Genomic DNA, 15,342 nt, shown 5'->3' with positions numbered 1-15,342 from the left:
AGCAGAGGAGTCCGAAGTAACCGCATCTCTTGCGTAGAACGATGCTTGTTGTTGTCCCTTTACGCATGGGAGCCGAGCGGGACAGCTGCTAGGCAGAGGATTGCCGCATGCGATCAACCGGGCAAATGAAGCGGTGACATTGCGCAAGCCATTGATGTTGTTGTCAGATGTTTGAAAAGGAGAGGAGCGAGGCTGGAGCGTTGCTTCGGCATATGCTCCGCCGGATTGCTTTTACCGATGAAGAGAGGGGAACGATCCAGATGGCATTTGAAAAAGAAACTTTGTTTTGGAACGAAAAATTCGGTAGTGAAGATTATACCTTGACGCGGTTGCCTTACAGCAAAGCTCCAAACTCCCTGGTGCCCAATGTGAAAACCGTTGGCGGTTCGCTCTCGGAGGAAGCGGCGCAGCGCGTCCTTCAAATGGGCAAGGGTGCTCCGCTGGCTACTTTTATGATTTTGCTCGCCGGTGTTCAGGCACTCTTGCATAAATATACAGGAGCTTCAGACATTCTGGTCGGCATGCCGGTTGTACAGAAAAAGGCGGAGACGCGCCGATCCGTTAATCATACGGTTATTTTGAAAAACTCGCTTTCGGCGGGTGCGACTTTCAAAACGCTTCTGAGCGAGCTGAGGACTTCCTTGCCAGAAGCGATTCAGCATCAACATATTCCGTTCTTGAAAATGACGGAGAAGCTGGATCTGCAATATGCTGAAGGGATACCCTTCGTCCATACGCTAGTATCCCTTAAGGAGTTGCATCTGGACGAAATCGGGCAAAACGTGGTCACGGATTGTTCCTTTGAATTCAGCTTAACCGACGGGACGATACAGCTAGCGCTGTCATATAACGAGCACTTATATGACTCCGAGTTCATGACTCGGGTCGTCGGCCATCTGAATCGCCTGCTGGTCGTGGGGCTTCACGAGTTGGAGCTGGACATCGTGCGGGCGGACATACTGTCAGAGGACGAAATATTTCAATTACTGCAAAGCTTTAACGATACCGAGAAGGACTATCCCCGTGATCAGACGATTCATCAGCTCGTGGAGGAGCAGGCGAAGCGGGTGCCGGAAGCGACGGCGGTTGTCTTTGAGGGGCGGCGGCTTTCGTACGCAGAGCTGAACGAACGGGCGAACCGACTGGCGCGTACGCTACGATCGGTCGGCGTGCTGCCCAATCAGTTGGTAGGCTTAATGGCCCGGAGATCGCCGGAGACGGTCGTTGGCATTCTGGCGGTTCTGAAAGCTGGCGGTGCCTACGTGCCGATCGACCCGGAGTACCCGGAAGAACGCATCCGCTACATTCTGGAGAACTCGAACGCGCAGCTGCTGCTGACTCAAAGGGAGCTGCTACAGCAGGTGCCGTTCGAGGGGACCGTGCTGGCGCTGGATGACGAGCAGGCTTACAGCGACGATGGCTCGAATCTGGAGCCGGCTAGTGGTCCGAATGATCTGGCTTATGTCATCTATACATCAGGTACGACGGGCAAACCCAAAGGGGTCATGCTGGAGCATCGCGGTTTGGTCAGCTTGAAGCTGATGTTCGCAGACAGGCTGGGCATCACGGAGCATGACCGGATCGTTCAATTCGCCAGCCTGTCGTTCGACGCGTCCTGCTGGGAAGTGTTCAAAGCGCTCTATTTTGGCGCGGCTTTGTACATCCCAACGGCCGAGACGATTCTCGACACTCGCCTGTTCGAGAGTTATATGAACGAGCATGCGATTACAGCTGCCATTTTGCCTCCGACGTACAGCGCTCATTTGAACCCGGACCGCCTGCCCAGCTTAACAAAGCTTGTAACGGGAGGTTCGGCGGTATCGGCCGAATTCGTGCAGATGTGGAAATCGAAGGTCCATTATTTCAATGCTTACGGCCCTACCGAAGCTTCGATCGTTACGACGCTTTGGGATGCGGATGAGCTGCAGTCTGAGCGCAGAATCATTCCGATAGGGCGCCCGCTGGCTAATCACCAGATTTTTATTTTGGATGCCCACCTGCAACTTGTGCCTCCGGGAGTGGACGGCGAGCTGTGCGTGGCAGGCGTGGGGCTTGCGAGAGGTTACCTGAACCAACCGGAGCTGACGGCAGAGAAGTTCGTGGAACATCCGTTTGCGCCGGGAGAACGCCTTTACCGGACAGGAGATCTCGCCCGCTGGCTGCCGGACGGAAATATGGAGTACTTGGGCCGGATCGACCATCAGGTGAAAATCCGTGGATTCCGAATCGAGGTCGGTGAGATTGAAGAGCAGCTTCTGAAGATCGACTCGGTGCAGGAGACGATTGTAATCGCGCGGGAAGGCAAAAGCGGGCAAGAATTGTGCGCTTACCTGGTCGCGAGCCTCCCTCTTACGCTCGGCGAGCTGAGAAGCGCGCTGGCGCAAAAATTGCCGAATTACATGATTCCGGCGCATTTTGTTCAGCTTCCGCGGATGCCGCTCACGCCGAACGACAAAATCGATCGTAAGGCTTTACCTGCCCCGGAAGGAAACGCAATGACTGGCGGCGCGTACGTAGCTCCCCGCAATGAAGCTGAGCGAACGCTTGCTGATGTGTGGCAGGCGGTATTAAACGCCGATCGTGTTGGGGTAACGGATCATTTCTTTGAGCTGGGCGGAGACTCGATCAAGTCCATTCAAGTATCTTCGCGGCTTCATCAAGCCGGGTACAAGCTGGAAATCCGGGATTTGTTCAAATATCCGACGATTTCACAGCTCAGCCTGCATGTGAAACCGATCAGACGTACCATCGATCAAGGCGAAATAACGGGTGAAACGGCATTGACGCCGATTCAGCATTGGTTTTTCGAGAGTTCCTTTGCGGACCCGCATCATTTCAACCAGTCGGTGATGCTGTACCGGAAGGATCGCTTCAACGAAGAGATAGTGTATCAGGTGCTGCAAAAGCTGGCCGAGCATCATGACGCCTTGCGGATGGTGTTCGGCAAGACGGAACAAGGATTTAGCGCGCGGACCCGCGCGATTCAGGAAGGCGGACTGTTCACGCTTGACGTGTTCGACTTTAAGGATGCGGAGAATCCCACGCAGGTTGTGGAAGGGAAGGCAACGGACATTCAAGCAGGCATCGATCTGGTGAACGGGCCCCTTATGAAGGCGGCACTGTTCCAGTGCGAGGACGGAGATCATTTGCTGCTCGCGGTTCATCATGCCGTGGTAGACGGCGTATCTTGGCGCATTTTGATGGAGGATTTCGCTCTAGGTTACGAGCAGATTGGCAAAAGCGAGGGAATTCGTTTCCCGGCGAAAACAGATGCGTACCGCACTTGGTCAGAGCAGCTGGCTGCTTACGCGCAAAGTCCGGAGATGGCAAAGGAACGGGCCTATTGGCAGGCCGTGGAACAAATGGAGGTTCTGGCCGTGCCGAAGGATATGGAGGCGGACGTTACGACGCAGCATGAAAGCGAATCGCTGTTTGTCCGTTTGACTCCCGAAGAAACGGAGCTGCTACTGAAGCGGGTTCACCGTGCCTACAACACCGAAATGAATGATATTTTGGTAACGGCGCTCGGCATAGCCTTACGCAAATGGACGGGGCACGAACGGGTGCGGATTAATCTCGAAGGACACGGACGTGAATCGATCGGAACGGATATCGACATCACGCGTACAGTTGGCTGGTTTACGACCAAGTTTCCGGTCGTCCTGGAGCCGGAGACCGCCCGAGATTTGTCATATCAGATTAAACAGGTCAAGGAAAACTTGCGGCGTATTCCGAACAAGGGGCTAGGGTACGGCATATGCCGCTATCTCTCGAAATCGGAGGATGGATTGGTTTGGGGCGCAGAGCCGGAAATTAATTTTAACTACCTTGGCCAGTTCGACGATGATGTCAACCAGGACGAGATCGGCATATCTTCTTATTCCAGCGGCAGCCCGGCTAGCGACCGGCAGGCCCGCAGCTTTGTGCTGGATATCAACGGTATGGTGCTGGACGGCACTTTATCGCTCGATCTCAGCTACAGCCGGAAGCAGTATCACAAGGAAACGATGGAAGCCCTCGCTCAGCGGCTTGAGCAAAGTCTCCGAGACCTCATTTTCCACTGTGCAGGCAAAGAAAACACTGAATTGACGCCGAGCGACGTGCAATTTAAAGGCTTGACCATTGCAGAATTGGAGCAAATCTCCCAGCGCTCGGGGCATCTCGGGGAAATCGAAAATATTTACTCACTTACGCCGATGCAGAAGGGGATGTGGTTCCACAGTGCGCTTGACCGGCAAACGGCAGCTTATTTTGAGCAGACGCGGTTTACGATGCGGGGAGCGCTCGATGTCCAACTTTTTGAGAGGAGTTGGATGGAACTTGCGAAACGTCATCTGGTGCTGCGGGCGAATTTTGTGAAAGGACCGGCGGGCGAGCCGCTGCAAATCATATACCGCGACAAACCGGTCGGTTTTGAATATGAAGAGCTGCTTCATTTGCAGATGGACGAGAAACAAGCTTACTTGGATAAAAAGGCCGAGGAGGACAAGCTTCGCGGCTTCGATATGGAACATGACGCGCTCGTTCGGTTCACGATCCTGCGCACCGAAGAGCAAAGTTATCATGTACTGTGGAGTTTCCAACATATTTTGATGGACGGCTGGTGCCTGGCTCAGCTGACACAGGAGCTGTTTGAGGCATACTCGGCCTTGGCATCCGGCGAGCAGTCAGCGGGAGATAAGGGATCGGATTATGGCGCCTATCTCGAATGGTTGGAGAAACAGGACGATCAGGCGGCATCAAGCTATTGGATGGCATTCCTGGCAGGTTATGAAGGGCAAACCGTACTCCCGGGACAAAAGGAAGTGGCGCCCAACGGCAGATTTACGGCTGATCACGTCACCGCCGAGCTGGGCAAGGACTTGAGCGAGCGGATGGACCGGGTGGCGAAACAGCGCCTGGTTACGGTCAATACACTGCTGCAAGCTATTTGGGGTGTGATGCTGCAAAAATATAACGGAACAAACGATGCCGTATTCGGTAGCGTCGTGGCCGGAAGACCGGCGGAAATCCCGGGCATTGAGTCCATGATCGGGCTGTTCATCAATACGGTGCCGGTCCGGGTCACGAGTGAAGCGGACACCGTGTTCGCCGACCTGATGGCGAAGCTTCAAGAGCGGGCACTGGAGTCCGGGCGTTATGATTACTATCCGCTGTATGAAATTCAGGCCCGCAGCGTGCAAAAGCAGAACCTGATCAACCATATCATCGCTTTTGAGAACTATCCGGTGGACGAGCAGATGGAGCAGGCGGGGGACCAGCAACACGGCGATCTGACGATTGCTGATGTTCAGATGGATGAGCAGACAAACTATAACTTCAACGTCACCGTGGTGCCGGGAGACGAGATTGAAATTCGGTTCGACTTTAACGCAGAAGTGTTTGATAAAGATAGCATTGAGCGGCTCAAGGGGCATCTCGTTCATTTGCTGGAGCAGGTGACGGATAACCCGGAGATTACCGTGGGCGAGCTGGCACTTGTGACGGAGGCGGAAAAAGCTGACCTTCTCGGACGTTTTAACGACACCACAACGGAATTTCCGCGCGGGAAAACGCTCATTCAATTGTTCGAAGAGCAGGCGGAGCGCATCCCGGATGCAGCTGCCATCTCCTTGAATGGGCAAGAGCTGACCTACCGCGAGCTGAACGAACGCGTTAACCGCCTTGCTCGTACCTTGCGTAGCCATGGGATATCCAAAGGCCGCCTGGTCGCCATTATGGCTGAGCGTTCCATCGATATGGTGGTGGGTATGCTGGCGGCACACAAAGCCGGTTCGGCTTACGTACCGATTGACCCGGAATATCCCGAGGAGCGTATCCGTTTCTTGATCGAGGATTCGGGTGCGCAAGTCATGCTGACGCAAAGCCGATTGCGCGAGCGCCTGGCGGGTTCGGACTCCGTGATTTTACTGGATGACGAGTCCTTCTATCCCGAGGACCACACAAATCTAAATTCGGGCAACGAAGCGACAGATCTGGCTTGCATCATCTATACGTCAGGCACGACGGGCAAGCCAAAAGGCAACCTTGTTTCGCATCGCAATATCGTGCGGATCGTGCGAAATACGAATTATATCGACATCACTGAGCGGGATCATGTCCTCCAGCTTTCGAGTTATTCGTTCGACGGAGCGATTTTTGATATTTTCGGTGCTTTGACCAACGGGGCACGGCTGGTGCTGATTCCCCACGAGACTTTGCTGGAAATCGGCCAGCTGGCGGATCTCATCCAGCGCGAGCGAATCTCGGTCATGCTGATTACGACGGCTTTCTTCAACGTCCTTGTGGATGTGAACGTCGACTGTCTGCGGGATGTCCGGGTGATTTTGTTCGGAGGAGAGCGCGTGTCGGTCGGCCATGTGCGTAAAGCGCTCGCCCATATCGGACCGGGCAGGCTCAACCACCTGTACGGCCCATCAGAAAGCACGGTTTATACCACGTATCTTCCAGTCGACTTTGTCGATGAGTCCGCGGTTACCGTACCCATCGGACGGCCGATCAGCAATACGACGGTGTATATCGTCGACAGCCAGAATAAACTTCTGCCGATCGGCGTGGCCGGGGAGCTTTGCGTCGGCGGAGAAGGCTTGGTACAGGGCTACAATAACCGGCCGGAGCTAACGGCGGAGAAGTTTGTGGACCATCCGTTTGTGCCGGGAGAGCGCATGTACCGGACAGGGGATTTGGCAAAATGGCTACCGGACGGCACGATTGAATACGTGGGGCGGACGGATGATCAAGTGAAAGTCCGCGGCTTCCGTATTGAGCTGGGCGAGATCGAAGCTCAGCTTCAGAAAGTGGAGGGAATTCGGAAAACGACGATATTTGCGCGGGAAAACGCCTCCGGCGAGAAGCAGCTTTGCGCCTATTATGAAGCGGACCGTGAGCTTCCGGCGGCCGAGCTGAAGAGCGTTCTTTCCCAGGAACTTCCTGCCTATATGATCCCGGCGTACCTGATCCAGTTGGAACGGCTTCCGCTGACGACGAACGGCAAGGTCGACCGCCGCTCCCTCCCGGCACCTGAGGAGAGCTTGCAGCCGGGCGAAGGACATACTCCGCCTCGGACTCCGTTGGAAGCCAGCTTGGCTGAAATATGGAAAAGCGTGCTCGGATTGGAACACATCGGGGTTCATGACAACTTCTTTGACTTGGGCGGCCATTCCCTGCGGGCAACGACACTGGTGAGCAAGGTGCATCAGGAGTTGAACGTCGAGTTGCCTCTGCGCGACGTATTCCGCTACTCAACGATCGAAGAGATGGCTCTCGCCCTCTCCCGGATTGAAGAGCAGTTGTTCTCGTCGATTCCGCTGGCAGATGAAAGAGCGTATTATCCACTTTCCTCAGCTCAGAAGCGGCTGTTTATCCTGAATCAGCTGGAAGGAGCCGATCAGAGCTATAACATGCCGGGTGTGCTGCTGCTCGAAGGATCGATTGACCACAGCCTGCTGGAGAAAGCTTTCCGCGGACTGATCGAACGTCATGAAACGTTGCGAACCGGATTTGAGATCGTGCAAGGCGAAGCGGTACAGCGTATTTACGAGAGCGTTGATTTTGCCGTTGTGTGTCGACATGCAAACGAGGAAGAAGCATCTGCAGTCGTGCAGGCTTTTATCCGACCTTTCGACTTGGCGAAGCCACCGTTGCTGCGTGCCGAGCTCGTAGAGCTGGCAGCCGATCGTTATTTACTGATGTTTGACATGCACCATATCATCTCCGACGGGGTTTCGATGGACGTGTTCGTTGAGGAACTCGTTCGTTTGTACGGCGGCGAGTCATTAGAACCTTTGCACATTCAGTACAAGGACTATGCGGTATGGCAGCAATCGGACGAGCAAAAAGTACAATTGAAACGCGAGGAAGCTTACTGGCTGGACCGTTACCGGGGCGAGCTGCCGGTTCTTGAAATGCCAACGGACTATCCGCGTCCTGCTGTACAGAGCTATGAGGGACATACGCTGACGTCTTTTGTGGACGAGGCAACGAACGAAGGCTTGAAGCGGCTAGCCGCTCAAAGAGGAACGACGCTATATATGGTGTTGCTTGCCGCATATACCGTGCTTTTGCATAAATACACAGGTCAGGATGATTTGATCGTTGGCACGTCGATTGCGGGCAGAACGCACGGCGATATGCAGCCCTTGATCGGAATGTTTGTTAACACGCTGGCGATCCGCAATTATCCGGCTTCGGAGAAGACCTTCCTGTCGTATTTGGAAGAAGTGAAAGAAACGACCTTAGGCGCTTACGAGCATCAGAATTATCCGTTCGAAAAACTTGTCGATAAAGTGCAGGTTAGCCGGGATTTGAGCCGCAACCCGCTGTTTGACACGATGTTCTCCCTGCAAAACCTGGAGGAGTCAGCGTTTGAGCTGGAAGGGCTGAAATTGTCCCCGTACCCTAGCGAGTACGGTACGGCCAAGTTTGACCTGAGTGTGGATGTAACAGAAGAAAATGGCGGTCTGGAGTGCAGCTTTGAATTTGCAACGGCTCTTTATAAAGAAAGCACGATCCGGCGGCTGTCGATTCATTTTGGACATTTGCTTGCGGCGATCGTAAGCCGTCCGAATGCAAAGATCGCTGAGCTGAACTTGTTGACGGCAGATGAAAAAGAGCAAATTCTCGGCGCGTTCCACCCGGCGCAGTCGGAAGTGGCTCCTGTGGCCGCGTTCCACCGGCTGTTCGAGGAACAGGCGGAGAGCACACCGAAAGCGGAAGCCGTCGTGTATGAAAATAACCGCCTAACGTATGTGGAGCTGAACGAACGAGCGAACCGCTTGGCGGCTACACTGCGCACAAGTGGCATCGGCCGGGAGTCAATCGTCGGCATTCTCGCCGAGCGTTCGGTAGACCTACTGGTGGCCGTGATGGCGGTCTGGAAAGCGGGCGGGGCGTATATACCGCTTGACCCGGATTATCCGGCGGACCGCGTGCGGTTCATGCTGGAAGACAGCGGAGCGAAGGTACTGCTGACACAAACGCCGTTGCGAGAGCGTGCCGAAGCCTGGCTCGGCGAAGAGGAATTTTCACTGGCGACGGTGCTGTACCTCGACGATGAAGCGTCGTACAGCGAAGATCGGGCAAATGCCCCGATGGGCTCTGGTAGGGTTTCCGGTATAGTCTCCGGCAAACTAACGGGGACTGTGAACGACCGCAATGAGAGTCATCCAAATGATGCTGTCGGTATGGACAGCTTCCATGAAGCCCGTCCGGAGGATCTGGCGTACGTCATCTATACATCGGGAACGACGGGCAAGCCAAAAGGCGTGATGATTGAGCACCGCAGCCTGGTGAACACGGCAGCGGGTTACCGACGGGAATACCGGTTGGATCAGTTCCCAGTAAGGCTGTTGCAACTCGCAAGCTTTTCGTTCGACGTGTTTGTGGGCGATATCGCACGGACGTTGTACAACGGAGGCAGCATGGTCATTGTACCGAAGGACGACCGGATCGATCCGTCTCGTCTGCACTACTGGATAGAGCGGGAGCAAGTGACGATCTTTGAATCAACACCAGCACTGATCGTACCGTTTATGGAATACGTGCACGAGCAAGGGCTTGAGTTAAGCGGGATGAAGCTGTTGATCACAAGCTCGGACAGTTGCAGTGTGGCGGATTACCGGACCTTGCAGGAGCGGTTTGGCTCATCGTTCCGCATTATTAACGCCTACGGCGTGACGGAAGCGGCGATCGACTCCAGTTTCTATGACGAGGAGTTGGCGAAGCTGCCGCAGACAGGTCATGTGCCAATCGGCAAAGCGTGGCTGAATGCGAATTTCTACATCGTGGATGCGTATCTGAACCCGGTGCCGGTCGGTGTGTTGGGCGAGCTGGTTATCGGCGGAGTCGGGGTAGCGCGCGGGTATTTGAACCGTCCGGAGCTGATTGAAGAGAAGTTTGTAGACAGCCCTTTTGTCGCGGGCGAGCTGCTGTATCGCACAGGCGACTTGGCGCGGTGGATGGAGGACGGCAACGTGGACTTCATCGGCCGAATCGACAACCAGGCGAAAATCCGGGGGTACCGGATCGAGACGGGTGAGATCGAGTCGCAGTTGCTGCGGGTGGAAGGTGTGCGCGAAGCGGTGGTGCTGGTTCAAAGTGACGCGAACGGGCAGAAAGCGCTATGCGCGTATTACACGCCGGATACCGGAGCGGAGTTGGCAGTAAACGATCTGCGCAGTGCGCTTGCGCAGGAACTGCCGGGTTACATGATCCCGTCGTACTTCGTGGAGCTGGAGCGTCTGCCTCTGACACCGAACGGGAAAATAGACCGGAAGGCGCTGCCGGCGCCGGAAGGAGAAGCGGGGAGTGGAACGGAGTATGTCGCACCGCGGAATGAGCTGGAAATGAAGCTGGCGGTGATTTGGCAGGAAGTGCTGGGGCTTACGAAGGAGATTGGTGTTCACGACAACTTCTTCGACATCGGCGGCCACTCCCTGCGCGCGACAACGTTGGTCAGCAAGATTCATAAAGACTTGAACGTGGATCTGCCACTGCGCGACGTGTTCCGCCATTCCACGATCGAGAGCATGGCTGCCGTCATATACCGGCTGGATGAGCAGACATTCGTTGCCATTCCGGTGGCGGATGACCGAGAGGTGTACCCTCAATCTTTTGCTCAAAAACGTCTCTTTATCCTGAATCAGCTGGAAGGTGCTGAGCTTAGCTACAACATGCCGGAAGCGATGCTGCTGGAAGGTGCTTTGGACCGGACAAGGTTCGAAGAAACGTTCCGTAAGCTCGTGACGCGGCATGAAATGCTGCGCACCGGGTTCGAAATGGTGGACGGCGAAGCATCACAGCGGATTTACCAGGATGTGAATTTTGCGGTGGAGTTCTATCAAGCGGATGAGCAAGAGGTCGAAGCGGTGGTTCACGGTTTCGTCCGTCCGTTTGACTTGGCTAAGCCACCGCTGTTGAGGGTAGGCCTTGTTGAGCTGGCTCCGGGACGCCATATTCTGATGTACGACATGCATCATGTTATTTCTGACGGCGTTTCGATGGAAATCTTTGTTGAAGAATTCGTGCGCTTGTATGGTGGAGAGCAATTGGAGCCGCTGCGCATTCAGTACAAAGACTACACCGTTTGGCAGCATTCGCAGGAGCAGCAGGAAAGGCTTCAGCATCAGGGGACGTATTGGTTGGATATGTTCCAAGGCGAGCTTCCGGTGCTGGAAATGCCGACTGACTATCCACGTCCGGCTGTACAGAGCTATGAGGGTCAAACGCTGGAGTTTTTCTTCGACGCTTCAAAAACCGACGGTTTGAAACAGCTGGCTTCTGAAACGGGCACGACACTGTTTATGGTGCTGCTTGCGGCGTATAACGTGCTTTTGCACAAATATTCAGGTCAGGAAGACGTGATTGTTGGTACACCGATTGCCGGAAGGAATCATGGAGATGTGCAGCCGTTGATCGGGATTTTCCTAAACACGCTGGCGATTCGCAGTTATCCGTCTTCGGAGAAAACATTCTTGTCATATCTGAATGAAGTCAAAGAAACAACTCTGCACGCCTTTGAGCATCAAAACTATCCGTTTGAACAATTGGTGGACAAGGTGCAAGTCACCCGTGATTTAAGCCGTAATCCACTCTTCGACACGATGTTTACGATGCAAAATACGGAGAATGAGCAATTTGAGCTGGAAGGGCTTCGCCTGATTCCTTATCCGAGCGTACTGGATACTGCGAAGTTTGATATCAGCTTGGATGTGGGCGAGGAAAACGGCGGATTGGATTACAGCTTCGAATATGCGACGGCTCTTTATAAAAGGGAGACGATTGAACGACTGGCAAAACATTACGAGCAGTTGCTCGTGACAATTGTGAACCATCCGGATGCGAAGATTGCCGAGCTGAATTTGCTGACGGAAGCGGAAAAAGAAGAAATGGTCTGCGCGTTTAACCCGGCGCAGCCGGAAGAGGCTCCTGTGGCGGCGTTCCACCGACTGTTCGAGGAACAGGCGGAACGCACACCGAAAGCGGAAGCCGTCGTGTATGAAAATAACCGACTAACGTATGTGGAGCTGAACGAACGAGCGAACCGCTTGGCGGCTACACTGCGCACAAGTGGCATCGGCCGGGAGTCAATCGTCGGCATTCTCGCCGAGCGTTCGGTCGATTTGCTGGTGGCCGTGCTGGCCGTCTGGAAAGCGGGCGGGGCGTATATACCGCTTGACCCGGATTATCCGGCGGACCGCGTACGGTTCATGCTGGAAGACAGCGGAGCGAAGGTGCTGTTGACACAAACGCCGCTGCGAGAGCGTGCTGAAGCCTGGCTCGGCGAAGAGGAACTGTCACTGGCGAAGGTGCTGTACCTCGACGACGAAACGTCATACAGCGAAGACCGGGAGAATGCACCGCTTGGCTCCAGCATGGTTTCCGGTAAAGTCTCCAGCAAGCTGACGGGTGCTGTGAACGGTGGTGGCGAGAGTCATCCAAATGATGTTGATGTTGTTGGTATGGACAGCTTCCATGAAGCTCGTCCAGAGGATTTGGCCTATGTAATCTACACGTCAGGTACGACGGGTAAGCCAAAGGGTGTAATGATCGAGCACCGCAGCCTGGTGAACACGGCGGCGGGGTACCGGCGCGAATACCGGTTGGATCAGTTCCCGGTGCGTCTGCTGCAGCTCGCCAGCTTCTCGTTTGACGTGTTCGTGGGCGACATTGCGCGTACGCTGTACAATGGCGGCACGATGGTGATTGTACCGAAAGACGATCGGATTGATCCGTCTCGTCTGCACCACTGGATAGAGCGGGAACAAGTGACGATCTTCGAATCAACACCGGCGCTGATTGTGCCGTTCTTGGAGTACGTGCATGAGCAGGGGCTGGAGTTGAGTGGGATGGAGCTGTTGATCACAAGCTCGGACAGCTGCAGCGTGGCAGATTACCGGACCTTGCAGGAACGGTTCGGCTCGTTATTCCGCATCATCAACGCTTACGGCGTAACGGAAGCGGCAATTGACTCCAGTTTCTACGACGAGGAGTTGACGAAGCTGCCGCAGACAGGCCATGTGCCGATTGGCAAAGCGTGGCTGAATGCGAAGTTTTACATCGTGGATGCGCATCTGAATCCGGTGCCTGTCGGGGTACTGGGCGAGTTGGTTATCGGCGGAGTTGGGGTAGCACGTGGGTACTTGAATCGTCCGGAGCTGACGGAAGAGAAGTTCGTAGACAGTCCATTCGCTGCGGGTGAGCGACTGTATCGTACGGGAGATCTGGCGCGGTGGATGGAGGACGGCAACGTGGACTTCATCGGAAGGATCGACAACCAGGCGAAAATCCGGGGCTACCGGATTGAGACGGGCGAGATTGAGTCGCAGCTGCTGCGGGTGAAAGGCGTGCGTGAAGCGGTGGTGCTGGTTCGAAGTGACGCGAACGGTCAAAAGGCGCTATGTGCGTATTACACACCGGATACCGGAATCGAGCTGGCAGTGAACGATCTGCGCAACGCACTGGCACAGGAGTTGCCGGGATACATGATCCCGTCGTACTTCGTGGAGTTGGAGCGTCTGCCTCTGACGCCGAACGGGAAGATGGACCGGAAGGCGCTGCCAGCGCCGGAAGGGGAAGCGGGAAGTGGAACGGAGTACGTCGCACCGCGCAATGAGCTGGAAACGAAGCTGGCGGTGATTTGGCAGGAGGTGCTTGGGCTTGCGAAGGAGATTGGCGTTTACGACAACTTCTTCGACATCGGCGGCCACTCCCTGCGAGCGACGACACTGGCAGGCAAGGTATTTAAGGAACTAAACGTCAACCTCCCGCTGCGCGACGTATTCCGTCACTCCACGATTGCGGCGATGGCCGATGCGATTGCCCGGATGGAACGGCGGGAGCATGAGACCATCCCTCAAGCGGAAGAGAGAGAGTACTACCCTCTGTCCTCCGCGCAGAAACGGCTGTTCATTCAGCACACGCTGGATGGAGCGGATCAGCTTTACAACATGCCGGAACTGGTGCAGGTGGAAGGCAAGTTTGATTTAGAGCGGTTGGAAGCCGCCTTGCGGAAATTGATAACACGGCATGAATCATTGCGCACCGGTTTTGAAATGGTGAAGGGCGAAGCGGTTCAGCGGATTTACCCGCAGGTCGATTTTGCTATTGAGCATCATCAAGCGGATACAGAGGATGCAGCTCAAATCGAGGAGATCGTCCGCAACTTCGTTCGTCCGTTTGATCTCGGCAAGCCGCCGCTGCTGCGCGCCGGAGTCGTCGAACTGGAGCCGAACCGGTATATTCTCCTTTTCGATATGCACCATATTGTGTCGGACGGCGTATCGATGGCGATTGTGATGGATGAGTTCTCGAGTTTATACGCCGGGGAAGAACTGCCGCCACTACGCATTCAATATAAGGATTATGCCGTTTGGCAGCAGTCGGAGGCCCACCGAGAGCGGATAGGACGGCAGGAAGCGTACTGGCTACGAACCTTCGAAGGTGAGTTGCCGACGGGGGATCTGCCGATGGACTACGAACGTTCTACAGTTCGCAACTACGAAGGCGCGCATCTGGAGTTCGATGTCGAAACTTCTCTCTCTGCGCGGCTGCGTGAATTGGCGGCCGAGCGTGAAAGCACGCTGTTCATGGTGCTGCTTGCGGCTTATACCGTGCTGCTATCCAAGTACAGTGGTCAGGAGGACTTAATCGTGGGCACTCCGGTGGCGGGAAGAACAAACGCCGATTTAGAGCCGGTCATCGGCATGTTTGTTAATACGCTGGCGCTCCGCAATCGTCCGTCGGGCGACAAAACGTTCTTGTCCTACCTGGAAGAAGTAAAGGAAACGGCTTTAGGAGCTTTTGAAAACCAGGATTATCCATTTGAGGAACTCGTGGAGCGTTTGAATGTGAAGCGGGAGCCTGGTCGCTTCCCGTTGTTCGATGCCGTTTTCGACTTGCAAAATATCGAAGAACGCGACGCCGAACTGGAAGGGGTCAGCCTGAAGAATTACGAGCTTGACCATTTGGAAGAAGCGAAGTTTGATCTGACGTTGTTTATGTATGAAAACGAAGGGGCGCTGAGCGGGGGCTTTTTCTACGCCACCAAGCTGTTCAAAGAAACGATGATCCGCACCTTAACCGAGGATTACCTGCGGGTACTTTCTCAAATTGCGGAAAATCCACAACTTGAGCTAAGTCGGATTGAATGTCATAAACCGGCGGCAGGCGCAAAGAGTGCCGTCGATACGATCGAATTCGCGTTCTAATATTACAAGCGCGCTCCGCCGTCAAGCGAAAGTGGTGCGCATCCCATGGAAGACGGCGAACAACTTGCACGTCCGTAAATCAAGCCCGTAAACGCGCAGGCCGAAAGCAAGTTATTTCGGACCTGCGCCGGGGCAT

Annotated in this window: 1 protein-coding gene; it reads left to right on the top strand. The window is 54.8% G+C overall.

The features are described from left to right. Nucleotides 1–167 precede the first annotated feature (167 nt). Nucleotides 168–15,206, top strand: a complete 15,039-nt coding sequence (locus AC1S8V_RS26230) for an amino acid adenylation domain-containing protein (protein ID WP_482071371.1) — start codon at nucleotides 168–170, stop codon at nucleotides 15,204–15,206. Nucleotides 15,207–15,342: the final 136 nt, after the last annotated feature.

The organism is Paenibacillus sp. B46(2026), from assembly GCF_056786355.1.
The sequence above is the reverse complement of the archived record's forward strand: the minus strand, read 5'-3'. Positions and strand labels throughout refer to the sequence as shown.

What these genes read in the sequence shown, in the direction of transcription:
- AC1S8V_RS26230 (WP_482071371.1), top strand. Translation starts at nt 168, where the DNA reads ATGTTTGAAAAGGAGAGGAGCGAGGCTGGAGCGTTGCTTCGGCATATG.